Below are 25,124 nucleotides of genomic sequence, written 5' to 3' on the forward strand. Positions count from 1 at the left end.
CTCTTAAGCCGGATGATCAAGCGGTAACCAAAGCGTAATAACGGTCGCCTCGTAAGGGATACTCTCGATCTCCCAATCGAAGCCTTGTTCGTAGCGGAGACGCATCCGCTGCAGCACATTGATCAGCCCGATCCCGCTCTGCCGATCGTTCACGTGCTTGCGTCCCGCATATTCCCGTCTGATGCGCTCGATCGTATCGGCGCTTATCCCTTTGCCGTTATCGATGATCCGGATGCAGAGCTCCCGATTCGGGCGGAGCTCAATTCCGATGTGCAGCACCCCCGATCCGGTCCCCTTCTCAATGCCGTGCACGATGCTGTTTTCCACGAGCGGCTGCAAAATCATTTTCGGCACCTGCACCTGCAGCGCGCCCGGCGGACAAGAAAGCGTGTAGCTCAGCTTGCTTTTAAACCGTCCCGTTTGCAGCGACAGGTAATGCTCGATATGTTCGATCTCTTTTTGCAGCGGCACGATTTCGGTTTCCAAATCCATGCTGTAGCGCAAGATGGTGCCGAGCTCGGCGATTTTGTCGCTGATCTCCTCAGAGCCGTTGCGAAGCGCGAGCGTGCCGATCGACTGCAGCGTGTTATACAAAAAATGCGGGTTGATCTGCGCCTGCAGCATCTTAAGACGGGCCGTCGTCAGCTCCAACCGGTTCCGGTACTCCCGGTTCATCAGATCGTCCAAGCTTCGGACCATCGATTGAAAGCGGTGCTCCAGCACGCCAAGCTCATCCATCCGGATCGGGACGGGCTTTACCTCGAAGTTGCCGAGCTGAACTTGGGCGATGCTGCGCACAAGTCTCTTGAGCGGCGCGATCAGCACATAGGCCAGGAAGGAAGCGAGCACGATCACAAGGGCAACCGCCATGAGCTGAATGGCCAGCGACTGATTGAGCGTCCGGTTCGCCGACTCATTGATGACCGATGAAGCGACAAACTTCACCATCGTTAACGGCACATCCATGTAGCTGCTTTTCACATAAATAAACACGCCGCTGCGATCGTTGATTTTTCCGGCAAACGTTCCCCGCTCGCCGTTCATTTTCCGTGCAAGGCCTTTTTGCCACTCCAAAGACGCATTCGTACCGGAACCGTACAACAATTTAAAGTCTTGGTCAATGAATAAAAAAGCGCTTTCAGATTCCGGTGTCTTCGAGACGTAGAGCGGACTGATCAAGCGTCCGATTTCATCCGTGCCGACATATAAGGAAAGGAGTCCGAGCACCTTCGAGTCCGGATAATCGACGATGCGCTTGTGATAGGCGAGCAAGCTCTCTCCTTCCACCGAAACGACCTCAAAGCGCTGGTTATCGTGCCAGGCTTCATTGCCGCTGCTTTGAATCGTCTGCCGGATCAGCGGAACGTCGGCCCCCATTTTGCTTATGTCCGACTTGATAAACGTTTCGCCCGTTAAAGCGCTCGTATAGTGCACCGCGCGGAATTCCGGCCGGATGTTGTAGACGGCCGCCACTTGATCCGTAATATAAAGCGTCTGATAAGAGACGGACTGCTTCGATCTCAAGTAGCGCATCAGCGTCTGGTCATGGTAGAAGGTAACGGAGGTGTGGTTCAAATCGTTCAAATAGCGCTTGATATAAAAAATGCTGCTTTCCATCGCGTTCTGATTCAGCTCGATCACTTGGCGCTCTACCGATGCGGAAGTCGTCCGATACGACAGTATAACGGAGATCATGAACGGGATAACCGCCGCCACGAGCATTCCGACCAGCAGCTTCGCAAGCAAGCTTTTTTTCAGCCACATTGGCATTGTCCCCTTGTACCGACCGATTCGATTGCCCCAAAAACGAGCCGTTCCGCTACCATAAATTCGATATATTTCGTCTATTTCCTGCACCGATCCGCCGCGCCAAGCCTCCGACCGCCGTTAACGCATCAACTTGCATCCCGTGTTAGATTCCTCTTCAGATTCGGTTCGTCTCTTCCGATATATATTACAGCTTCTATCTAAATAACGAGGTGTCTTGGATCATGAAAATCGTCGATTCGAAAGAGATGTACGTTCTGAATGTGGACGTACCAAGAGGAGTTGTGTATCAAAAGCCGCGCGGTTTCTGGAAAGAGGAAGACGCGCTCCGCTTTGTCGAGGATATGAAAACGAAAGTCATCCCTCTCCTCGAAAAGAAGAAATGGGTCGTTATTTCCGATGTCCGGGAATATAAAGTCTCTTCCATCACCGAAATACTAAACGAATTGATCGCTTATTCCCACCAGAAGGGACAAGTCGGAGGCGGCATCATCGTCGAAAGCGCCCTCGTCAAAATGCAGCTCACCCGCAGCACCAAATCATCCGAAATCGCTCCCGTCGTCTTTACAAGTGAGGAAGAGGCGGAAGCATGGTTGAAAGAGCAAGGCTATTAATGGACTGACAACGCCTGGAACGCCCCGGATGACGGAAGTTTTCGTCCGGGGCGTTCTGCGTTTCCTTCAAATTAAATCCGCCCCCGAAATCTCTCGGAACCGAATTTCCTCGCTGCACTCAAGTTTGCTCTCACGCCTGTACCGGCAATGACGATTGTTTTCATTAACTACACGCTGCATAGAAGCAGGAGAAACAAATTGAGATGACGAATGCGTTTTTGTAATCCTTTTGTAATACTTTATTTTGGTGAACGTAAGATTTGCCAAGTAATATAAGGATTATCCATCCGGAAAGGAGTGAGTAACCCTCCATGAGCGACTGGCTTCGTAAAATTCAGAGAGGATACGGTAAAAAGCTGGCCTCCATTCACGCATGGAACGGCGGAATCGTCGTCATCCTGGCTGTGACGGGACTCATTCTGCTGGGCGGCTTCTGGCGGGAGGTGCTCGGAGGCGGGCGACAGTGGATCAAGTGGCTGCATATTGTCATCGGTCTTGCCTCCATCGCGCCGGTCATCTATTATTTGCTGCTGGCGGGAAAGCACTGGAAGCAGCTCAAGAGTCGGCCATGGCAGAAATTGAATGTGCTGATTGTGCTCGTCCTTCTGCTCGGCTGGTTTGGCTCGGGTATTCTGCTGTGGCAGTACCGGGCCGTAGGGCCGGCCTTCTCCAATGCGGGTTTAATCATTCATGATTTGCTGACGTGGGTAGGTCTTCCCTATATGATTTACCATTCCCTTACCCGTACGAAATGGCTGAAGGAACCGAACCGCCGCGCGGTAAAATTCGAACGAAAAACGGTAACGGACCCCTCTGCCGCTGCGGGGCCCGCAAGCCCCCAACCTGTGTATACCCGGCGTTCGTTTATTAAAGGAGCGGTCGGCGTCGGACTGGCCGTTACCGTCGGACCGTCCTTTTTGAAATGGATGGGCAGTTCGCTGAGCGGCTTTAGCGGTTCGTCCTCCACGAATGACCTTGTACTGGCGGACAAAAATCAGTTGATCCCTGCGCCGCAGCCTTTGCCGGATTCCTTGATCCCCGCCGGGGGAGGAGCGCGCGGGAACTTCCGGGTCTTCACCGTCACGCCGATTCCTTCTTTTAATAACGACAACTGGTCGTTTACGGTGGATGGCCTTGTCGATCACAAGCTGAATTGGAACTGGGAGCAGTTCGTCCGGCTGAAACGCACCGTCCAGGTCAGCGACTTTCACTGTATTACTGGCTGGTCGGTGTACAGCAATACATGGGAAGGCATCAAGCTCAAAGAGCTGCTCGACATGGCCGGAGTCCAGCGGGCCGCGCGCTCGGTCAAGTTTTATTCGGGCGACGGCGTTTATACCGATTCGTTGACGTTGGAGCAGGCTTATATGGACGATATAATGATCGCCGTCATGCACGACGGCAAACCGATTCCAAACGATTTGGGTGGTCCGGTCCGGCTGATTGTCCCCAAAATGTACGCTTACAAGTCGGTTAAATGGGTAAAACGGATTGAGCTGATCGAAGACCCGGATTATACCGGCTACTGGGAAGAAAGAGGATATTCGAAGAATGCGTGGATCTAAGAGGCTGCTGGCGTCAAAGAAAAACAACTCCCGGCCGCCCGTCGTATACGGACCGAGCGGGAGTTGTTCGATCATGATATAGCCCGGATCTGTCTCAATTCTTTCCGTTTCCGCAGGACTACGTTCAGCCATTCTGAGAACAGAAGCAAGGCAGCGGCTGATACGACAAGGTACAGAGGAAATATACCAATGGTCGAAAAACCTGCAAGAAATCCAAGAAACGGTGGCATCAATGTACTGCCCGTGTACGCAACCGCCATTTGATACCCCATAAGGGTCGAAGCATTCGTCTTGCCGAAACGAATCGGCGTCTCATGCAACATGCATGGGTAGATCGGTGCCAAGCCCAATCCTGTGAAGTGCGCCATAATTAGGACAGCTCTTTTTCTGTCTATCGTTCATCATCCTAAGATTTCTTCTCCATCGCTTGCGTCCGCACGAGGTTTTGACCGCCGACGTGTGACCGAGCACCGCGCGGGGCGGAAAAGAAGCTGCATATGCGCTTTCAGCATCCACCTGGAATGCCGGGCGGCGATGATCTGGCAGTTATGGCACACATGAAACGGCTTGTTCGTGTCTTGGTCAAAGTGCACGCCGACGTCATGTTCGGACACTTTAGAGTCCGGAGCTCACTCAGGGAGCACAAAGCTGCCGATAACTGTAGACGAGCATTTAAATCTATACGACATAATACCAGTCGCCATACTAACTGGAATTGCAATAAACAAAGCAAGCCAGGCCAAAAACCGAGCAATCCAGCAGCCGCACAATACGGAACAGCAATCCAACCGCAAACCTCGCTACTGTAGAGTGGATTCCCGTTTTATATCAAACCCTCAGAATCCACCTGCACTAACTTTTTCAATCGTCAACATTGATGTTACTTTCTCGGTCATGCTTTCCTCTTTTACATATGGATTCTTTTGTTTTGCTTTGATCTTAGCAAACATCCTCCGCTGAACCGTATTTGACTGTCCTAAGCTCTGCTTGTGTACTTCAAACATGACACCAACATTTGTGTCTATCACTTTTACGTTGCTCTCGTCAGCATGATCGAAGAAAACTGCGTCTAATAACAAATCACGGTCAATGTCATACGTAGCAAGAATTGTCCAGTTTGCAGACTCAAAAGTCACAGAATATACATCGTGCTTATTTAACGACTTTCCGATGCGAATATTATTCGGATTTAGGGCTTGGTTCCGAATTTCTCCAGAAACGAAGCTTCGACGATCGTCCCAATTGTCTTTAGCCTATATTTTCGTTAAAATGTTGGCCCGACCCCAACATATATGAAAAAAAGGCCGGGGATGCTTTCCCTCGGCCTTTCCTTGTGCGGCGCTTCCGCTACAACCCGATAATACTCTAGTAGAACGACCCTGAAAAACTGTTTCCATTACGGGTTGTTCTTGGATGCTAACGGAAGCAGTGGACGTTATTCCGCTCATGTTGTTCGATTTGAAAATCTAACGGAAGTATCGGACCTTATTTCGGTTTTTCGGTCTGAAAATAGACCATTTTCAATCGATTAAGAGCTGTGAGTTCCGTTAGATATCCAAATGGGCTCATAAATGCAAAATAAGAGCACTGAGTTCCGTTAGATCATCGGAAGGTTTTTCGGAGCGAGCGACTCAGATCCCCATTCATAACGCCTTGTAAATGGCCTGCATCACGGTCTCCAGCGGGACGCCGAAGCTGCAGGCGGCAGCGGCGGCATCTTTGAACTCGGGGGATTGGTGGACCAGGCGCTCGCCATCCCAGCCTTGTTTCACCCGGATCGGTCCATACGGCGATTGGATTTGGATAAAACAGCGGTCCAACACCTTTCGTTCCATAACGGCTTTGCGCAGACCGAAGGTGGACGTTTCCGTGAGCAGCGTTTGTTCGCAGCGCTCCGCGGATTCCGGATGGGCGAGCACGCTGACGAGCACTCCCGGGCGGTTCTTCTTCATATAAACCGGCGTGAAATAAACATCAAGCGCGCCGGACTCGAACAAGCGATCCATTGCAAATCCGAGCGCTTCTCCGGTCATATCGTCCACCTGAGCTTCGATAACGATTACGGATTGCAAACCGCTTCGCTTAGGATCGCTTTCTTTTGTCATCAAGATGGCGCGGACAACGTTGGGATGCTGAAAATCTTTCGTCCCCGCGCCGTAGCCGATGCGGTCGATCGTCCCTGCGGGCATCGGACCGAACCCGCTTGCAAGAGCTTTGACAATACCGGCTCCTGTAGGAGTGGTTAACTCCCCTTCCTCCGTGAATGACGACAGTGGCACTCCCCGCAAAATTTCAGCGGTAGCCGGCGCCGGAACCGGATATAGCCCATGGGCCGTCCGCACCCGGCCCGTTCCGGTCGGAACCGGAGATACGAGCAACTCGTCAAATTCGAAGCACTCCAAAGCCAGACATACGCCGATAATATCGAGGATGGAGTCCAGAGCTCCAACCTCGTGAAAATGAACGTCGTCCGGATCGACGCCATGAATTTTGCCTTCCGCTTCGGCAATAACGCGAAAAATTGCCGAGCTTCGCTCTTTCACCCGTTCAGGCAGGTCTGATGCTGCTATCATTTGCAAGATATCGGCCGCTTTGCGCGGGTCGTGAGGATGGTGCCGGGCATGATCGGGCATATCAAATCGCTCGTCATGATCGTCATGGTGAGTATGATGGTCATGATGACGATGGTAATGATCATCATGGTGATCTTGATGATCCTGGTGATCATGAAGATAATCGCGTTCAGAAAACCGCAGATCCAGCCATTTCGCCATAATGCCGCGCCGGTTAACCGGAATAAACTCGATCGTGAACAGCTCAAGCGGAAGTTTTGCCAGATGAGAGCGAATAAACGCCGGATCGGCTCCTAAATCAACAAGCGCGGATAACGTCATGTCCCCGGCGATGCCCGATATGCAGTCCAAATATAAGATTTTCATTGCGGTGCCTCCGCTGCAAGCTGCAGGATCATCGCCGCATGATAACCCGCCCCGAACCCGTTGTCGATGTTGACGACCGTGATGCCCGCAGCGCATGAGTTCATCATGGCGAGCAGTGCCGCTATGCCTTCAAAATGCGCGCCGTATCCTACCGAAGTCGGGATCGCGACCATCGGTCGGCGGATCATGCCCCCGACAATGCTGGGCAATGCCCCTTCCATTCCTGCCGCTGCAATGACGACATGGGCTTCGCAAATCCGGTCGCGGTGCGCAAGCAAACGGTCGATGCCCGCCACTCCGACGTCATAGATCCGGTCCACCGTGCAGCCCATCCATTCGGCCGTGACGGCCGCTTCTTCCGCAACGGGAATATCGGACGTCCCGCCGGTCACGACGGCTACCGTTCCGGCCAGCATCCGCCGCGGCTCTCCGTAACGGATGATCCGGGCGACGCTGTCATACGCCGCCAGCGGATATCGCGCCGCAATCCTCGCCGCCGTTTCCGGCGTCGCCCGGGTCACAAGCGCCCGTCCGTGCACTTCGACAAGGCGCGCAAAAATCGCCTCGGTCTGCTCGGCGGTTTTTCCCAATCCGAATACGACCTCGGGAAATCCGGTCCGCTCTTCCCTGCCGATATCCAGCTTGCAGAACGTCATATCCTCAAACTTTTTCATAGGGACGATCCTTTCCGGCTCAGGCTCAGTTCCCCGTTCATGCTGCCGCTTCGGTAACCTCCAAGGTCCATCGCTACGTACATATACCCCAGATCCTTCAGATGACTCGTAATCCGGTCCGCCTTCGCTAGCAATTGCTCTATCTCTTTGCTTTCCACTTCAATTCGCGCGATGCTCCCATGCGTCCGCACCCGGACTTGGCGCAAGCCTTCGGAACGAATGAACCGTTCGGCTCTCTCCACCCGGCTGAGCTTTTCCTCCGTAATGGCTTCCCCGTACGCAATGCGGGAGGAAAGGCAGGCCAGCGAAGGCTTGTTCCAGGTCGGAAGCCCTTTGATGCGTGAAAGCTCGCGGATTTCCGATTTATAAAGCTCCGTTTCCTGCAGCGGCCCGCGTACCCCAAGCTCCTTCGCCGCTTTCACTCCGGGCCGGTGCTCATTCATATCGTCGGCGATGAGCCCGTAGACGATGTGACGGTATTTCCCGCCGTTCAGGAACGGCTCCAGCTGCTCAAACAGATTCCTTTTGCAAAAATAACAGCGGTTGCCGTGGTTTTCCTTGTAGCCGGGAATGGCAAGCTCCGACGTTTCGATCACGACGTGAGACGCTCCGATGCCGCCCGCAAGCCGTTTCGCTTCCTCGAGCTCTTCGGAAGGATACGTCTCGGAATCGGCCGTAACGGCAAGGACGTTGTCCCTTCCGAGCGTCTCGATCGCGGCATGAAGCAGCAGCGTGCTGTCCACTCCGCCGGAAAACGCCACGACGACCGAGCCCATTTCGGCCAAAATGTCCTTCAGCTTGTCATATTTCGTGTCCATGACGATGCCCCTCCTGTTCGTCTGCTTCCATTCATCCTGCCGTTGATCCAGTCATTTGGGCAAATATCCGTCATCGTCAAACGTCCATTCGTAAGGCTCCCCGATCACCTTGATCCGGGGATTGCCAAGCGCCTCCGGAAGCAGCGCTTCCGAAATTTCGATCGTCGCCAGATGAAGCGTGTCGCGGATGCGGACGAGCCTGCAGGCCCCGTAGTCTAAAATGTTGCACGTTTTAACGCCCGCCTTGATCGCGTCGCGGTCACTCGCCAGCGTCGTCGCCTGCTTCGTAGGCGCGCATACCGTGGAGGTCAGGCCGTTGGCGTACGTTGCCGGCCAGTCTGTTTTGGCGACCAGGCGGGCGGTCGTAAAGTCGGCGGTGCCGACGCCGTTTGCATTTCCGCCCGATTCAGGCGTCAAATCGAGCACGACGATTTTATTGACGTCGGGCCCGCCCTGCGCGTACGGCGTCGGATACCTTCCCGTTATGTTGGGATCCGCCCCATCGCCGCTGATGTTTTTGCCGATATAATCGATCACGAGCACGTCCAGCTGCCCGAACGGGATTTGCGGCAGCAGCCGTTTCGCCTCCGCAAGCAGCTCCGGCTCGCGCCGTTCCATCTGATCCGCGCCGAGCACCTCAATCCGGCATATGCGATCGTATGCGTTCTCGACCACCGCCACGCCGAACCGAACCGGGAGCTTGTCGAGCATCACCTTCGCCATGGCAGGCACATTGTCCGCCATATATTTGAAGCCCATCTGATGGCACGCTTCGGCTCCCTTCTGCTTGCCGAGGCCGATCGCCAGCATCTTGAGCAGCCCGCTTTCGACCGGACCGCGAAACGCCGTATGCGGCTTGATCCGGTTAATGACGACAATCGCATCCGCCTCTTCCGCCGCGATTTTGTCGCAATAGACCGGCAGCCCGTTCGGAAGCTCCCCAAGCTCGATCACGTCCATGGACGAGCGGACGGGCGCGCCCATCCGCTGCTCGTCGATACCGAGGTGGGCGAGCACTTCCGCCTGGCCCGCTGCCGTCGCGCCTCCGTGGCTGCCCATGCACGGCACGATGAACGGCTGCGCTCCGATCCGTTTCAGCTCCGCAATGACGGTGGCGGTCAGCTCATCGATGCGCGAAATTCCGCGGCTGCCGACGGCTACCGCCACTTTCTGACCGGCTGCAATCCCGTCCATTGCGCCGGGCGCGCGAAGTCGGCGAATCAGCTCGCCCAAAGGATCGTCCAGCTTGGTATCGTCGAAGGTTTGGCGGATGCGCACCATTTTCGGAATCGGCACATGCTCGACCAGCTTCGTCAGAATGTCGCTCATATCGTCATCGCTCCAAATCCTCCGTCTACGCGAATAAGCGATCCGGTCACAAACGATGAGGCCTGTTTGGAGGCCAAATAAACAACCGTTCCTTTCAGCTCCTCGGGACTTCCGAATCTGCCCATCGGGGTGTGACGCATAATCGCCTCCACGCGGGCCGGCGTCAGAATGCTCCGGTTCTGCTCCGCCGGAAAAAATCCCGGGATAATCGCATTGACGCGGACGCCGTGGGCAGCCCATTCCCGGGCCAGAAATTGCGTGACGCTGTTAATGCCGGCCTTCGATACAGAGTACGTAAACACGTTCGACAGCGGCGGACCTGAGGAAACAGACGAGATATTGATGATTGCCCCTCCTTCGCCCTGCTGAACCATGTGGCGGCCGAAGATTTGGCTGGCGAGCACCACGCTGTGCAGATTGACGGCCATGATGCGCTCCCATTCCTCCGTACCCAGCTCAAAAAAAGGCGTCGCGCTGTTCGTCCCCGAAGCGTTTACGAGCGTATCGACCCTTCCGCCCCACGCCAGAACCTGTGCAAGCAGCCGTTTCAGCTCGCCTTCGCGGGTCGCATCGGCAGTGAAGCAAACGCCTTCCCCGCCCTCCCGCTCGATGCGGGCTTGCACGGACTCCGCTTTCTGCAGATCCCGGCCGACAATCGCCACTTTCGAACCAGCTGCGGCCAGCGCTTCCGACATGGCGCCTCCGAGTACGCCGCTGCCGCCGATCACAACCGATACGGTGCCTGTCAAATCAAACATCTTTGTCCCCCGCCCCCTCTCCCCTGTTGTGAACGGCTTCCTATTTTCGTCCGATAAATGTCCAAAAGTTGCGGCTGAACAAATCCTCCAAATCCCGCTGAATCTCCGCCTCTGTCACCTGCCAGCCCTCGCGGTAAAGGCGTTCGTACCGGTCCGCCAGCACATCGCCGATAATCGTGCGCGAATGCTCCCACTTGTAGATGAGCTGTTCCAGCACCCGACAATCGGAGTGCTGCGGGATCGTCGCGGTGCCGAGCAGCTCCAACCGAAAACGGGTCATTTCTTCCACCATCGATTCGATATGAAGGAACCACCAGCAGCCGAATACCATGACATTGCGGAACTTTCGGGCGAGTACGGCGAGCTCGTGCTGGTTCTCGCGCGCAAGCATCGTGACCAGAAACTTCTGGTCCGGGTATCGGCGGCAAAGCGCTTCGACGGCAGTCGCATCCGCGCGCATGCTCATGTCGCCGGCCAGCCGCAGCAGCGGATTCACCTGGCGGCGCACGCCGATCATAAGAGCGAACGGAAGCGCATGCGCCCGGCAGACGGGCACGATCGCTTCGTCGATCATACGGGAGCGGTGGTCGTCCAACGGATATCCGAAATCGCCCGGCAGCGAGACGGCCACATACAGTGCGTCCATGCGGACGATCCATTCCGTAAGAAATCTGCGGACCTCGTCTTTTGTTTCCTCCGTCCACGCCTCCACGACCTGGTACCCGAGCCCCTGCAGCTCGCTAACCGCACGAGGCCAGTCGTTCAGCAGGCTGTCGATCCGCAAAGCCGCATAAAAGCGGGAGTCCGTCTTCCCTCCTCCGGATAACCATACCTTTCGTTCCTGCGGGTCGAACGGATCGTTGGTCATGACGATTTCGTTTACTTTTGCGATTCTCATCACGTCATCGAGCTGCTGCTCCACGGTTCGATCCGCCCATGCCGCACGGTATTCGTCCAAATCCCGGGATGCCGTGTTCAATCCCATCCGGTTGAAAATCGTAATAAGGCCGCTTGTTGCTTCGCTGATCGGAGAATGGTCCATGAACAGCTTCCGCCAAATCCAATTCGCCTGTTCGCGTTTCGTCAGCGACCAGAAGTCGTCGTAAGGCACTTCCGACCAGCGGAACGACTCCGAGATTAAATAATGGTAAGTGAGCAGCTCGTCGACGCCCCAAAGCAGCAGCTCTCCGAACTCGGCCGGATACAGATGCGTGTGCATATCCGTAACCGGCATCGTTCTCGCTAGCCGGCGGACGGTTTCCTTCATCTCGGCGATACGGTCTGTCAGTGGTCCATGCATCCCCATCCTTCTTTCTCCGCATGAGATTTATCCGCAGATTATCCGCTCACCACTACGGCTTGTTGCTGTGCCAGCAGGCAAAGCTCGGCGGCTTTGAACGCATGCTCCTGCGTCATCGCATGCTCCGTCCGGTTCAGGCAATCGAGAATCAGCTGTCCGAAAAAAGGATAGCCCATTTTGCCGGCTAGCGAAAAATGCCGCTCGCCCTCCTTGTTGACCAAATACAAATGATCGCCCCGCGGATCGCGCGCAATATCGATATATTTCCGCAGCTCAATGTAGCCGTCCGTGCCGAGAATAAGAGTCCGGCCGTCTCCCCACGTACCGAGCCCCTCAGGAGTAAGCCAATCGACGCGGAAGTAATGGGTCGCCCCGTTGTCGCCGATGAGCGTTGCATCGCCGAAGTCCTCAAGCTCGGGGTACATCGGAGCGTTGTAGTTGGCGACTTTGCTTTGCACAACTTTGGCGTCTTTGCAGCCTGCAAAAAACAGAAACTGCTCGATTTGATGACTGCCGATATCGCATAAAATACCGCCGTAGCGTTCCTTTTGAAAGAACCACTCCGGTCTGGAAGGGGCATTCAGCCGGTGCGGACCGAGGCCGATCACCTGCACAACCCGCCCGATGGCGCCTTCCTGGATCAGTTGACCGGCGAACACGGCGCTTTCGACGTGCAGCCGCTCGCTGTAATAGACGGCGTACTTCAGTCCGGTTTCCGCCGTTTTCGCCCTTGCCTGCCGCAGCTGCTCCAATGTCGTAAAGGGAGCTTTATCGGTAAAATAATCTTTGTTATGGCTGAGCACCCTCATCCCGAGCGCGCATCGTTCGGACGGAACGGCCGCCGAGGCGACCAACCGCACTTCCGGATCCGTAAAAATCTCCTCTTCGGAGGAGGCGACCCGCGCCTGAGGAAACGTTTTGCAGAAGGCGTCTACTTTGGCCGGATCGGGATCGTACACCCATTTCAGCTCCGCGCCCGCTTCGATTAACCCGTTGCACATCCCGTAAATATGCCCGTGATCCAGCGCAACGGCGGCGAACCTGAACTCAACTGCCTTCACAACCGGGTTCGGCTTCCCCTTGGGCGCGTAATTCATTCCGTCATTGTGCGGCAATTTGATCATTCCTTCCGATTTTTCGTTGCAAATGATCGTAAAATAGCTGTTCGTCGATCGGGAAGTTCACCCAGCCATCGGTCCAGGTGGACAGCAGCATCGCATTGGAAAGCATCAGCCCGTTAATCCCTTCTTCTCCTGGAGCGAGCAAAGGCTCGCCATGCAGGATCGCATTCACCCAGTTCTGCGTAATCCCTTTATGGCCCGATTCCACTCCGGCAATCGGAATCTCGCATTTCCAGCATTCCGGCTGTCCGAAGCTTCCTTTGAACGTACGGTTAAATTCCGGCTCCGGCACACGAAGACGCCAAAAATGCAAGCGCCCGTCTTCGATCACGATTTTTCCGCGGTCCCCGCAAATTTCAAACCGGTTCGTTCCCGGCGCTTCGCCGGTCGTCGTCACAAAAACGCCGGTTGCCCCGTTCTCATATTCCACAAAAGCGGTGACGTCATCCTCTACTTCAATGTCGCGGTATTTACCGAAGTAGCAAAAGGCGCGAAGCCGTTTCGGCTTCAGTCCTGTCGTCCACTGCCAAAGATCAAGCTGGTGCGGGTCTTGGTTAATGAGCACACCTCCGCCTTCTCCGGCCCAAGTCGCTCTCCAGCCGCCGGAATCGTAGTAGCTTTGCGAACGGTACCAGTCCGTAATAATCCAGTTGGTCCGTCTAATCTCGCCCAGCTCGCCGGAAGCGATAAGGTCGCGAAGCTTCTGGTAGAGCGGATTGGTGCGCTGGTTATACATCAGGCTAAATACTTTGCCTGATTTCGCGGCGGCTTCATTCATCAAGCGCACCTGCTTCGTATAAACGCCGGCAGGCTTCTCACAAAGCACATGCAGCCCCCGTTCGAAAGCCCGGATCGCCAGCTCCGTATGGGAATAATGAGGAGTCGCAATGAGAACGCCGTCCAGCCCATCGAATGCGAAAAAGCGGTCCAAGTCATCAAAGAGCTCGACGTTATTTCCGATGTTTTCTTTTGCCCATTTCAGCCTTTCGGAACCTCTGTCGCATACGGCCGCAATCCTTGCTCCCTGCACTTCATTGTCGATTAAGTACTGGACATGCCCCGTTCCCATATTGCCGAGGCCGATAATGCCAAGCCGGATCTCGCTCATCTGAAATGTTCACAACCTTTCTTCGCCTCTACTTTCCAAACTTTACCTGCTCGCCAATATCTATGTAATCCTTTGCTGTGTCATTACTCCATCCTTTTGCTCCCGGATAGAAGGGCTGATCGTCCAGCACAGGCGGCACAAAGTAAGATTTGTAAGCCCTTACAATTTGCATTTTACCCCTTCACCGCACCTGAAGCAATGACGTAAAAAAAATGTCACCTGGCGGGATAGGTGGAATTGAGCCCCCCTCCTTTGGTCAAAATAAAAACTCCCGGCCGTCCGCATACGGGACAAACCGGGAGCCTCAATAACTCTCAACGTATCATGTTGTAAAATCCTATTTCTTCGCCCACATCGTTTCGATTTCCTCCAGCGACTTGCCTTTCGTTTCAGGAATTGCGCGCCAGGTGAAGATAACCGTTACGAGAGCCATGAAACCGAAAATCCAGAACGTTACGGCCGGACCGGCCGTTGAAAGCAGCGGCGGAAACGATTGGGAAACGGCGTAATCCGCCACCCAGTGCGTCATCGTTCCGATCGCGACCGCTTTGCCGCGGATGGGGGCCGGGAAGATTTCGGACAAAATGACCCACAGTACGGCGCCAAGTGAAATCGCAAATGAAGCGACATAGAGCAAAATGAAGATCAGCACGATCGGTCCGGACGTTTGGCCGGTTTGGAAAGCCAGTCCGATAACCGTCAAACATACCGTCATCGATATGGAACCGATGAGAAGCAATACTTTGCGCCCTACTTTATCGACGAGCCACAACGACAGCAGCGTGAAGACCAAGTTGACGAACCCGACCATAATCGTTTGGATCAGGGATGCATTCGCGCCCATGCCCGTTTCCTTGAAAATGACCGGAGCGTAATACATGACGGCGTTAATTCCCGTGACCTGCTGGAGCGCCGCCAGAACGACACCGACCATGAGGGCGGTTCTCATACCGGGCATGAACAGCTGCCGGAACGAGCCGCCGCTTTCCTGCTTGGACACTTCCTTGATCGCCAACACTTCTTCTCTGGCCAATTGCTCACCGTGGATTTTGATCAAAATCGGCAGCGCCTCCGCAGGACGTCCTTTCTTGATCAGCCATCTTGGACTTTCGGGTACGAAGAACAGAAGCACCAGGAACAGCAAGCCGGGAACCGCCCCGACTCCGAACATCCAGCGCCAAGCGCTGGAGACGTCCCAGGCATCGTCGCCGAAGCTTGTAATCCACAAATTGACAAAGTAGACAAGAAAAATTCCGGTCACGATGGCAAGCTGGTTCAAGGCAACGAGCCGGCCGCGGTATTTCGCCGGAGCAATCTCCGCGTTATAAAGCGGACTTAGCGCCGATGTAATCCCGATTCCGAGGCCGCCGATCATCCGGGCGATATAATAACCGGTGAACGTATCCGGAAGCGCGGAGGCGACGGTACCGACCATAAAAATGAACGCCGCCGCAATCAGCACTTTTTTCCTGCCGAACCGATCGCTGAGCACCCCGGAGATAGCCGAGCCCGCAATACAACCGATAAGGAAACAGGAAACGGCCCAGCCGAGCTGTACCTGATTTAATTGAAAGCGCTCCCCCAAAAAGCCGAGTGCACCCGAAATGACAGCCGTATCGAAACCGAACAATACGCCGCCCAAAGCCGCTACGATGGAGACAAGCGTGACAAACACCATATTCGGCTTCTGCGCAGTTTCCCCGCTCTGCCGTTCAGCCTGTTTTTCTATCTTTTTTTCATTCTCTTTTTTGATGACTAATGACACTGTTATCCTCTCCTTCCGTCATTAGCACTGCATCTTTCGAGAAAATTATAGCACGAGGAGCTTCCGGCCAAAGCTCATATCATCTGCACTTTTCTGCGATCTTCCTGCATTTAATTATCTTGGCGCCCGATTTGCCGGCTGCGAGGAGCAAACTAGTATATTTTTGTCCTGCTGAACACAAAAAAGTCCATGTGTTGAATTATCCCCCCCAGGGGGATATAATAGGACCAAAATTAAAAGAGGTGATACGATGGGTTTCGGACATCATCATGGTCCCGATGGACACTCTCATACGCATGGCGGCGTAGACTCGAATATTATCCAAAGTAAGGAAGCGACAAAGGTTTTATTGATTTCGCTTGTCGGTCTGTTGATAACCGCCCTTTTTCAAGCTATTATTGTAGCCATATCCGGCAGTGTTGCGCTCCTCGCCGATACCATTCATAACTTTGGGGATGCATTGACATCCATTCCGTTATGGATTGCTTTTGTGCTAAGCCGTAAGCTTCCAACAAAACGCTTTACGTACGGATTGAACCGGACAGAAGATATTGCCGGCCTGATCATTGTTCTTGTCATCGCTTTCAGCGCCTTTGTAGCCGGTTATCAATCTGTCATGCGGATGATCCATGGTTCAACCTTCACCCATTTGGGCGCGACATCAATCGCCGCGATCGTAGGCTTTATCGGAAATGAAATTGTCGCCATCTACCGCATACGCATGGGTAAAAAGATGGGAAGCGCCGCACTGATTGCTGACGGTCAGCATGCGAGAGTGGATGGAATGACTTCGCTCGCTGTATTGGTTGGTGTCCTTGGAGTGTGGCTAGGCTTCCCGATTGTGGATCCGCTCGTTGGACTGGTGATTACAATTATGATACTCTTCATTGTAAAAGACTCGGCAAAAGCGGTGTTTACCCGCTTATTGGACGGAATCGAGCCCGAAACCATCGATACGATCACAAGATCCGCTTCTCAGGTTGAAGGCGTTCAAACCGTAAATGACATCAAAGCACGCTGGTTTGGTCATGAAATATTAGCCGAAATTTCAATTACTACGGATTCGAACCTGTCGGTTAGAGAAGGACATGCAATCGCTCAAAATGTCATCCATCGTTTGCAGCATGATATTGAGCATTTGGGGAAGGTACAGGTTCATGTGGATCCGGTTGAAGAACAAGGCTATTCTTTTCATGAGCATGCTCATTTCCATGCTGCCAAGCATTCGCATAAACATGGGCACGATCATCACCATGATCCCCACGATCACCACCATAAGCATCAGCACCACCATGACCATGACCTTAAACATGATCCTTCTCATGACGATCATAAACATCGGCATCATAGTCATCATAGTCATCTGCAACCTGCAGCAAAATAATTCCGCAAATGATGCCCTTGTATATTTCCAAGGGCATCATTCATCTTTCCGGAGGGTAAGAATATGAACGATAATCATCAGCCGGATCATACTCATGATCATGAGCATAAACACCGCAAACAAATTGTAAACCGTCTGTCACGAATTGAAGGACATCTTCGCGCTGTTAAGGAGATGACTGCCGACGGCCGCGATTGTGCAGAAGTGCTGCTTCAAATTGCGGCCGTTCGTAAAGCATTGGATAACGCAGCAAAGCTTTTATTAAAAGACCATCTGGAAAGTTGTGTTATCAATGCCGGCTCTGGTGACGATCGGACTAAAATTTTGGATGATCTGAACAAAGCATTGGATCATTTTATCCGTTGATAAATGCGGGCGTGCGGATTTCACGAACGGTTAACGATCGTTTTTGTAAAAAAAAACGTGACAGCCTAGAACGATTCTGCACGTTCCAACTGCCACGCTTTATAAACGGAGTGTGTTCTGTACGGGTTTATTTGGCTTGGCCGCGGTACTCGGAAGGGGTGATGCCCGTCACTCGTTTGAATACCCGGCTGAAGTAATTCGGGTCCTTGTAGCCGACCTCGAAGCATACTTCCTTCAGGCTGAGCGACTCCGACGCCATCAGCGCCTTGGCCTTCTCGATCCGCAGGCGGGTCACAAGGTCGATGAACGTTTCCCCGATTTGCTGCTTCAAAATTTTACTGAGGTAAAAGGGATTCAGATGAACGTACTCCGCCACTTCCTCGAGCGAAATATCCTCTGTGAACCGTTCCTGGATATAGCTTTTGGCCCGGTCGAGAACGGTCAGCGTCTGCTGCTCGCGTTCTTCCCTGTTCCGCTGCAGGGCGGAAACGACGTAGGACCGGTGAAGCGCGCTCTCGTTCAAAGACCCTTCTCCCGGCACAGGGAGCGGAACGCCGCTGCCTTTCTTCAGATCGTCGAAATGGCATGCTTTTCCGCCGTGCTCAAAGTAGGTGGATGCAAACACCGCTTCAAAATACGACTGGTGCAGCCCTTCCGTTCCGCTTTGCGCCGACCCGATGCCTACAAATAACGTCATGTCGAGCTGACGCTTCGCCCGCGAGATGAGCTCCTCGCCGTACCGGATCGTTTCCTGTTTCCACACCTCTCCCGCCGCTGCCGGAGGAGTCCGCAGGAAAATCGCCATATGGCGGTCGATCAGCGAGCTGACAATGCAGTCCGGCCCGCTTGTTTTGGCAAAGCTGCGGACCGAATCGTAGATCTTCTTTTTGTCCCGGGTATAGACGTCTTTCGGAAAAGCAACAACGACCGCGCAACCTCCATCCAGTGGAAAGTCCAGCCACTCGGCGAGCTGCCCGGCATCCGCGTCCACGATTTGATGGACCATGATCATAAGCGCCAGCTCGTTCTCGGCCAAAGGAATGAGCCTGGAAACGGTATGCCTGAGCTCCAATTCCTCGGTACGTTTGCTTCTTTCGCTGTCCAGCTCCTCCACAAGCCGCTTCAGCGTTTCCACGACATGAGTCCGCTTGGCCGGTTTGACGATGTATTCCTTTACGCCGAGCGAAAGCGCCTCCTGCGCATAAGAAAAATAATCATACGCCGTGACCAGCACAAATTTCGTATCCGGCAGACGCGATTTGATTTCCCGGATGGCATCGAGGCCGCGGATGCCCGGCATGTTGACATCCATCAGCACGATCTGCGGATGATGCTCCTCCGCCCGTTCGATCGCGATCCGCCCGTTTTCCGCATGGATGATCTCGAACTCGCCCGGCATCATATTCCGGACAATCCATTCCAGTCCTTCCCTCTCAAGCGCTTCGTCATCGGCGATCATCACTCTGTACATGGATCGTTCCGCCCCCCTTTCCCGCTGGAATCCGAATCGTAACCTTCGTTCCTTCGCCTGGCCCGCTTTCGATGTCCACCAGATCGCCGCTGCCGTAGAACAGCTGCAGCCGTTTGAACACGTTTCTTGTGCCCAGCCCCGTCCCAGCCTGCGGCTTCTTCTCCGCTCCTGCCTCCGCCTCTTCCAGACGGAGCAGCGCGAGCCGCTCCTGCTCGCTCATGCCGATCCCGTTGTCGGACAGCGTAATGCGTACCTCGTCCGCCCTGCGGGCCGCTTCCAGGCGGATGACCGCGCCTTGCTCCATATCCGCAATGCCGTGCAGAAACGAATTCTCGACAATCGGCTGAAGCGTCAGCAGCGGGATCGGCACATCGAGCGCCGAATCGTCGATATCCGTCTCGAATTTGACGCGGTCGCGGAAGCGTGCCTGTTGAATCGTAATGTATTCTTTGACATGCTCCAGCTCTTCCCGCAATGTGACGGGCCGGTCCAGCTTGCGCAAATTGTACCGCAGCAAATTGGACATCGATACGATCAGATCGCTCGTTTTCTCCGCCCCTTCCAGCAGCGCCAGCTTGGAGAGCACATTGAGGGTATTGAACAAAAAGTGGGGATTGATTTGGCTTTGCAGCGCCTGAAGCTCCAATTCCTTCACAAACCGGTCCCTCTCCAGGCTTTCTTTATCCTTCTCGATCAGCACATTCAGGTCAGATGACATTTGCGTAAATGCGCCCAACAAAATTCCGAGCTCGTCACCCGATCGCGGCGGCGGCTCAAGACGCAGGTTTCCAGTGGAAACCTGTCTGGCCATGGCGACAAGACGGCTTACCGGCCGGGTAATGCTCCGGGAAATCCAGATCGCGATTACAACGCTCATCACCGTGTTGACGATCAAGATCGCGGCCCCCAAACGGTTGATGCGCCCGGTTTCCTGCTGGATTTGCTTATAAACCGGCTGGTAAAGGCTCAGCTCCATATCCACCAGATGCTGCCCCTCCTCGCGGATAAACCCGGTTGTTTGCTCCGCCTCTTCGTAACGGTCCAGCGCGGGGCGCAGCGCCGGCGTCGTTGCCGCGGCCAGAGCTGCCTGCTCCTGCTCCATCAGCGTATCCAACATATGGACATACCCGGCTGCCGCCGATGCCATCGGGGTGGAAGCGGTTGTATCAACAAGCGACGCGCGCGCCGCAAGCAGCTGCTCCCGCGATCTCCCCAGCTCGCCGGCACCGCCGTCATTCGGGTTGAGCAAATAACCATAAAGCGTTTTCAGATGATCTTCCGCCGTCTTGACGGATTGCTTGTACAGCAAAACGCGAACTATCGTCCGGTCATAGCTCGTCTGTACGATTTTTCCGCTCTCGAATAAGAAGTACGTCACCGAATTGACCAGCAGGACGAGCAAGGGGATAAACAGCAGCAGCTTCATTCGAATCGTCATGGGCAGCTTCCTCCGCTTCCGCCTGCGGCCTTGCTTCCTGTCAGGATGTTTGCTTGCGTATAATACTGCGGCGCCGGCTTCTTTCCCTGGAAATAGTCATGCAGCATCGAGATCGCGCCATACCCCATTTCATGCGGCTGCTGCACGATCGTCGACACGATTTTGCACTGCCGGACCGCTTCCTTCGTTTCGCTCAAATCGTCGAATGCGAAAATTTTCAGTCCCGCCGGACTTTCGCGATTGGCCGCTTCCAAAATCCCCAGTCCGTCGAGCGCGCTGAAACCGATCATATAGCGGACCTGAGGGTACTTCGCCAACAATTCCTCGGCCTGCTGCGCTCCCTGTAAGCGGGAATTGTCGGAGGCGCGAACCCCGACAACGTCCAGATCAGGGTATCGGCCGATCACCTCGCGGAAGCCGGCCAGCCGCAGCTGCTGGCTGTACGAATTCTCATTGGCGATCAGCACGCCGATGCTGCCTTCGCCTCCTGCCGCTTTCGCTACCAGCTCTCCCATCGTTTTGCCCGCGTTCAAATTGTTCGTGCCGATATAGGACAGCCGCCGGCTGTACGGCTCGTCCGCGTCCACCGTAATGACCGGAATGCCTTTATCCGCCGCCTGGCCGATCAGCAACCGCTGCTGCGGATCGTTAATGCCCTGCACCAAAATCGCGTCGGCTTTGGCCGCAATCGCTTTCTCAAGCAGCCGGATCTGCTCCGCCGGATTGATGCGGATCGGACCGGTATATTCGACATTCATCCCGTATTTCTCCGACGCTTCCCGGGCTCCCTCTTCAATCGTCCGCCAGTACGGATTGTCAATTTCCTGGGCAATTAAAACGACATGAGGCGGCGGATTTCCGTTCATTGCGCCGGGTTTAGGGTTCACCAGCTCCCGGAGACGCATCGTCGAGAATACGAACTGCAGCAGCAAGCAGGCAAATACGATAAACAGGATCACGATTGCAAAATTCCATCTTCGGGACGGCATGCAGCACTCCTTTGTTCAAATCAAAGTAAGTATAAAGTTGCACGAATACTTTCTTTGATTTCATCGCGAAACTTTTGGTCGCCATTAAGACGGCGACAGCCGTTTCTGCTTGGTCGTTAGACTCATTATACAGGAATCGTCAAGGGAACGAAAAGAAAGACGGTCATCAAATACCGGCTGACGCCCGAATACGCTGCGTGCTTCACTTTTGGCGAAATACGGATGTTTGTCGCAATTTGTCGTCCCTTCACTCACTGATGTCAAACTGCTGCTTCATATCCGTCGACAGAGAAACCTCTGAGAAGATAATGTGCGTGCACGCAACGGCATATTGGGCGACCTCGTCGATAAAGGCTTCGATTTCCTGCAGGCCGGTGACCGAAAGCTTCACAAAAAAGCATGCCCGTCCGGCAACCCGATAGCAAAATACGGCGCGCGGGTGCTTTTCCACAAAACGTTTGAACTTGTCGTACTCGCCGTTTTTAATCGTAACTTCGATCATACAATCAAGCGTCAGCCCAAGTTTTTCACGGTTAACCGTAATGGTGTACTTGTCGATGACGCCTTGGCTCTCCAGCTTCCGGACACGTTCGGCAACGGAAGGAGGAGACAGGTTCACTTGCTTGGCGATTTCCCGCAACGACAACCGCGAATCTTTCGACAACACATCCAAAATGGACAGATCCGTTTCATCTATTTTCATATATAACCCCTTCCTCCTCATTCGCTTACATCTGAAAACAATATTGGCATAAATTCGTTTTAAATGGAATGGAAGAACGGAGAACCCCTTGTATATAATTTTAGTCATACGAGAGGAGAGTTGAAAAGATGGCGCGAATCGCATATTCAGCAGTGGGTGAAACCGCCTTTCAGCGGTTGATGGGGCACCACGAAGCGGTGTTGAAAGGCTGGAACGGTTTGGGGGAGATTTTTGAGACGGAGGGGTTAAGCGCCGAATTAAAGGAGCAGGTGCGAAGAACGCTCGCTTACGGCAACTGCTGCGAATACTGCAAAGCGAAAGGGGCGCCCGACGCCAATCCGGCCAATGAGAAAATCAGTCTTGCGGTCGCTTTTGCCGATATGGTGCTGAACAACAGATCGTCCATCAGCGACCAAACGTTTGCCGTTTTAAGCGAATCGTTCACGCCGCAAGAGATCGTGGAATTGTGTACGTATATTTGCTTTACAACCGCTTCCCAAATGTTCGGTGCAATCATGAACCTGCAAGCGGACGATTTACACGCAACGTTCTAGCGGCGGTTAAGCCCCATCAGACAAAGGAGCCGTTCCGGATTTAATTATTGGCATTAATCAAACGGCAATAACCCGCCAGGTTTGCGCCAAGGACGGGTTATTGTCGTCGTTTTCGAAAATAGCCATTCCTACTGCCGGCCGTCCGTTTGGTTACTGCGCCACGTCGTCGTGGTCCGTCCCCGTAATGACATCGTACCACGCTTCATTGTCTTGCTGAAGGTTGGCCGTCTTCTCGTTGTACCGGGCAAGCGTGTCTGTGCCGAGCAGCAGATGGACCGGAGGCCGGTCGGCGTGCGCCAAGCGGATGAAGGCGTGCGCCAGCTTGACCGGATCGCCCGGCTGCTTCTTGTTTACTTGCGTGGCGAAGCTTCTCATTTCGCCTACCGTGTCGGCATAATCGTCAATGACGTTCGCGGTTCTCGTCAAGGACGTCGTATCCAGAAATTCCGTCCGGAAGAAGCCCGGCGCGACGACGGTGGCGTAAATCCCGAGCGGAGCCAATTCCAGTGCCAACGCTTCCGTCAGTCCTTCAACGGCAAACTTCGTGGAGCCGTATATCCCCCAGCCGGCATAAGCACTCAGCCCCCCTACCGACGAAATATTGATCACGTGTCCCGATCTTTGCTCACGCATAATCGGCAGAACCGCCCGAGTCACGTTCAGCAGGCCGAACACATTGACTTCGAAATTCCGCTTCACTTCTTCGCCCGTTGCCTCTTCCACCGCGCTGAGCAGGCCGTAGCCGGCATTGTTGACCAGGACATCGATGCGCCCGAAGCGGTCAACCGCTTGCCCTGCCGCCTCTTTGGCCTGATTTTCGTCCGTGACGTCCAGCCGGGTCACGAACAGATTCGGATCATTTTCGAGCCGGCCTGCCAGCTGCTCCGTTTCGCCGCGAACGGCCGCGACCACCTTGTCGCCGGCAGCCAGAGCCGCTTTTACAATTTCCAGCCCGAAACCTCTCGATGCTCCCGTAATGAACCATACTTTTGAAGCTGCTTTAGAAGTTGTCATGTTATTCCTCTTCCCTTCTCAATTGTATTGGATGAGCGATGAGTTAAGGATAACAAAGCGGGAGCCGGCTTACTTTCCTAAACGGCCCAGCAAATTTATCAATTTGGCTCAAAAACTGCTTCAAAAGCGTAAACGAACCGATCCAGAGGCTCATCTCGGCCGGTTCGTTCGTTTTGTCAGCTCTGCACGAAGGGGTCATTTTTGAAATTCCTGCGTTCGTACATCTTTTTTCTTGTTATTTTTCGACTGCGTTAAAATTCCTGCGAAAATACATCTTCTCACCGACCCAATCGCATGTTCAGGCAATAAAAGCCCGAAATGCCTGTACAATTGCAGGTTTTCCCTCTCGAGATGCGATTTCGATCGATAAAACCTGCACATTCGCAGGTTTGCGAGGAAAGGACCTCCGACTCCGCGTTGCCGGCGGTGAAGTGCACCCATTAGAATGAACATTGAGAAAAGACCTCACAGTGACGAAACTGGAGGTCCTCTTGTGTCCTATTAAGGACTAGCTCATTCATGTGAATACTTATGAGACAGCCTCTTCAAGCCGTCGACGTTTAACTTAACTGCTGTTTGAGGGACGAAGGCGGATGACCGAACCGCTCTTTAAACACTCTGGAGAAGTGCCCCACGCTCTCGAAGCCGGTGGCAAAGCAAACATCCGTTACCGACATGGCGGAATGGGCCAGCAGCTCCCTCGCCTTGTCCAGCCTCCTGTGCCTTATCCATTGCGAAGGCGGGGCGTTGTAAATCGTCTGGAAGTCGCGCTTAAAGCTGGAAAGGCTTCTTCCCGACAAATACGCCAGATCGTTCAGCGAGACGGGATTCATCAGGTTCTCCTCGACAACGGCCGAAATATTGGTGCGCGCCTGCTGCTTCAATTGCACGAATTGCCGCATGAAGCTCTCGTTTGCATCGGCAAGGTCGAACAGCAATTCCAGCAGCTTAATGCGAATGAGGTTATCCCTGATCGAATCCGGTTCGTTGAAATAAGGCTTCAGCGATTCGACATAAGCGAGCAGGCGGTCGTTCATCGGCATGACGGATACCGGAACGAGGCCGGCCGGTTTGACGGATGGAAGCTGCGCCATCATCATGAAATCTTTCAGCAGGTCCTCTTTCAGAAAAAACATCATGTAGTCCAGCAGGTAATCTCGATCGGGTTCGCCCGATTTCTCATAGTGGACGACGATCGCTTTTTGCAGCAGCACCATCTCATTCTTGCCGACCTTGTACGTCTGGCTGCCGTGGCGGACCGTGTAAGTGCCCTGCAGCACGAACAGCAGAAGATGGTCTTCCAGGAACATGGAGCCTTGTTTGCCGTCGGTATGCGAGCACGATTCGATGACGGAGAGCCCCTTCGCCGTTAATGCGCTTTGATGGTAAGGCTCCGCCGTCAACCCTTGCGGCACTTTGACGATTCTGTCGCTCACGCCTCCATCAC

22 protein-coding genes and 1 pseudogene are annotated in these 25,124 nt (G+C 54.0%); 5 read left to right on the plus strand and 18 right to left on the minus strand.

What is annotated here, in order from left to right; genetic code table 11:
- Positions 1 to 3: 3 nt before the first annotated feature.
- Positions 4 to 1,764: a sensor histidine kinase gene (locus VN24_RS06020; RefSeq protein ID WP_045669647.1), complete on the minus strand. Its 1,761-nt coding sequence runs from the start codon at positions 1,762 to 1,764 to the stop codon at positions 4 to 6.
- Between the two features lie 227 nt (positions 1,765 to 1,991).
- Between VN24_RS06020 and VN24_RS06025 the strand changes: the two genes are divergently transcribed.
- Positions 1,992 to 2,381 (plus strand): hypothetical protein, encoded by a 390-nt coding sequence (locus tag VN24_RS06025; protein ID WP_045669648.1) that lies wholly within the window; start codon positions 1,992 to 1,994, stop codon positions 2,379 to 2,381.
- Between the two features lie 311 nt (positions 2,382 to 2,692).
- The gene (locus tag VN24_RS06030; RefSeq protein WP_045669649.1) at positions 2,693 to 3,946 is read left to right on the plus strand and encodes a molybdopterin-dependent oxidoreductase; all 1,254 of its coding nucleotides are present in this window, start codon (positions 2,693 to 2,695) and stop codon (positions 3,944 to 3,946) included.
- A gap of 71 nt (positions 3,947 to 4,017) precedes the next feature.
- On the opposite strand, the pseudogene VN24_RS28060 reads toward VN24_RS06030, so the two are convergent.
- The 11 genes and pseudogenes from VN24_RS28060 to VN24_RS06085 all read right to left on the minus strand — a co-directional run.
- Positions 4,018 to 4,302 (minus strand): annotated as a pseudogene (locus VN24_RS28060) (MFS transporter); the annotation flags it as partial.
- Between the two features lie 480 nt (positions 4,303 to 4,782).
- Positions 4,783 to 5,082 (minus strand): hypothetical protein, encoded by a 300-nt coding sequence (locus VN24_RS06040; RefSeq protein ID WP_045669651.1) that lies wholly within the window; start codon positions 5,080 to 5,082, stop codon positions 4,783 to 4,785.
- A gap of 507 nt (positions 5,083 to 5,589) precedes the next feature.
- Positions 5,590 to 6,885 carry a nickel pincer cofactor biosynthesis protein LarC gene (larC, locus tag VN24_RS06045; RefSeq protein ID WP_045669652.1) on the minus strand — a complete coding sequence of 432 codons (1,296 nt, stop codon included), beginning with the start codon at positions 6,883 to 6,885 and terminating at the stop codon, positions 5,590 to 5,592.
- On the minus strand, positions 6,882 to 7,559 hold the full coding sequence (gene larB, locus VN24_RS06050) for a nickel pincer cofactor biosynthesis protein LarB (protein ID WP_045669653.1): 678 nt from the start codon (positions 7,557 to 7,559) through the stop codon (positions 6,882 to 6,884). Before larB ends, larC begins: the two co-directional genes overlap by 4 nt.
- Positions 7,556 to 8,377 (minus strand): ATP-dependent sacrificial sulfur transferase LarE, encoded by an 822-nt coding sequence (gene larE, locus VN24_RS06055; protein ID WP_045669654.1) that lies wholly within the window; start codon positions 8,375 to 8,377, stop codon positions 7,556 to 7,558. Before larE ends, larB begins: the two co-directional genes overlap by 4 nt.
- Positions 8,378 to 8,428: 51 nt before the next feature.
- On the minus strand, positions 8,429 to 9,706 hold the full coding sequence (locus VN24_RS06060; protein WP_045669655.1) for a nickel pincer cofactor-dependent isomerase, group 22: 1,278 nt from the start codon (positions 9,704 to 9,706) through the stop codon (positions 8,429 to 8,431).
- Positions 9,703 to 10,464: an SDR family oxidoreductase gene (locus tag VN24_RS06065; protein ID WP_045669656.1), complete on the minus strand. Its 762-nt coding sequence runs from the start codon at positions 10,462 to 10,464 to the stop codon at positions 9,703 to 9,705. The genes VN24_RS06060 and VN24_RS06065 overlap by 4 nt, the downstream gene beginning before the upstream one ends.
- A 40-nt stretch (positions 10,465 to 10,504) precedes the next feature.
- Positions 10,505 to 11,764, minus strand: coding sequence for a glucuronate isomerase (locus tag VN24_RS06070; RefSeq protein WP_045673031.1), 1,260 nt, complete (start codon positions 11,762 to 11,764; stop codon positions 10,505 to 10,507).
- 38 nt (positions 11,765 to 11,802) lie between these two features.
- Positions 11,803 to 12,879, minus strand: a complete 1,077-nt coding sequence (locus VN24_RS06075; protein WP_148505342.1) for a Gfo/Idh/MocA family protein — start codon at positions 12,877 to 12,879, stop codon at positions 11,803 to 11,805.
- The gene (locus VN24_RS06080) at positions 12,866 to 13,993 is read right to left on the minus strand and encodes a Gfo/Idh/MocA family protein (RefSeq protein ID WP_045669658.1); all 1,128 of its coding nucleotides are present in this window, start codon (positions 13,991 to 13,993) and stop codon (positions 12,866 to 12,868) included. The genes VN24_RS06075 and VN24_RS06080 overlap by 14 nt, the downstream gene beginning before the upstream one ends.
- Positions 13,994 to 14,330: 337 nt before the next feature.
- On the minus strand, positions 14,331 to 15,758 hold the full coding sequence (locus tag VN24_RS06085) for a sugar porter family MFS transporter (protein ID WP_045669659.1): 1,428 nt from the start codon (positions 15,756 to 15,758) through the stop codon (positions 14,331 to 14,333).
- A 250-nt stretch (positions 15,759 to 16,008) separates the two neighbouring features.
- Here VN24_RS06085 and VN24_RS06090 point away from each other — a divergent pair, with 250 nt between their 5' ends.
- Positions 16,009 to 17,142 (plus strand): cation diffusion facilitator family transporter, encoded by a 1,134-nt coding sequence (locus tag VN24_RS06090; protein WP_082083640.1) that lies wholly within the window; start codon positions 16,009 to 16,011, stop codon positions 17,140 to 17,142.
- 63 nt (positions 17,143 to 17,205) lie between these two features.
- On the plus strand, positions 17,206 to 17,508 hold the full coding sequence (locus tag VN24_RS06095) for a metal-sensing transcriptional repressor (protein ID WP_045669660.1): 303 nt from the start codon (positions 17,206 to 17,208) through the stop codon (positions 17,506 to 17,508).
- A 127-nt stretch (positions 17,509 to 17,635) separates the two neighbouring features.
- Here VN24_RS06095 and VN24_RS06100 read toward each other — a convergent pair whose 3' ends face one another.
- The 4 genes from VN24_RS06100 to VN24_RS06115 form a co-directional block, all read right to left on the minus strand.
- Positions 17,636 to 18,979, minus strand: coding sequence for a response regulator transcription factor (locus tag VN24_RS06100; protein ID WP_045669661.1), 1,344 nt, complete (start codon positions 18,977 to 18,979; stop codon positions 17,636 to 17,638).
- Positions 18,954 to 20,417: a sensor histidine kinase gene (locus VN24_RS06105; RefSeq protein ID WP_045669662.1), complete on the minus strand. Its 1,464-nt coding sequence runs from the start codon at positions 20,415 to 20,417 to the stop codon at positions 18,954 to 18,956. The genes VN24_RS06100 and VN24_RS06105 overlap by 26 nt, the downstream gene beginning before the upstream one ends.
- The gene (locus VN24_RS06110) at positions 20,414 to 21,406 is read right to left on the minus strand and encodes a substrate-binding domain-containing protein (RefSeq protein WP_045669663.1); all 993 of its coding nucleotides are present in this window, start codon (positions 21,404 to 21,406) and stop codon (positions 20,414 to 20,416) included. Before VN24_RS06110 ends, VN24_RS06105 begins: the two co-directional genes overlap by 4 nt.
- Before the next feature lie 247 nt (positions 21,407 to 21,653).
- Positions 21,654 to 22,109 (minus strand): Lrp/AsnC family transcriptional regulator, encoded by a 456-nt coding sequence (locus VN24_RS06115; protein WP_045669664.1) that lies wholly within the window; start codon positions 22,107 to 22,109, stop codon positions 21,654 to 21,656.
- A 128-nt stretch (positions 22,110 to 22,237) separates the two neighbouring features.
- Here VN24_RS06115 and VN24_RS06120 point away from each other — a divergent pair, with 128 nt between their 5' ends.
- Positions 22,238 to 22,663, plus strand: coding sequence for a carboxymuconolactone decarboxylase family protein (locus tag VN24_RS06120; RefSeq protein WP_045669665.1), 426 nt, complete (start codon positions 22,238 to 22,240; stop codon positions 22,661 to 22,663).
- Positions 22,664 to 22,813: 150 nt separating this feature from the next.
- Here the strand turns inward: VN24_RS06120 and VN24_RS06125 are convergent, their stop codons facing one another.
- Positions 22,814 to 23,677, minus strand: a complete 864-nt coding sequence (locus VN24_RS06125) for an oxidoreductase (protein ID WP_045669666.1) — start codon at positions 23,675 to 23,677, stop codon at positions 22,814 to 22,816.
- Positions 23,678 to 24,237: 560 nt separating this feature from the next.
- Complete coding sequence (locus VN24_RS06135; RefSeq protein ID WP_045669668.1) at positions 24,238 to 25,113, minus strand: AraC family transcriptional regulator; 876 nt, start codon at positions 25,111 to 25,113, stop codon at positions 24,238 to 24,240.
- Between the last annotated feature and the right edge of the window lie 11 nt (positions 25,114 to 25,124).

It is taken from the genome of Paenibacillus beijingensis (assembly GCF_000961095.1).
Classification (GTDB): Bacteria; Bacillota; Bacilli; order Paenibacillales; family Paenibacillaceae; genus Paenibacillus_O; species Paenibacillus_O beijingensis.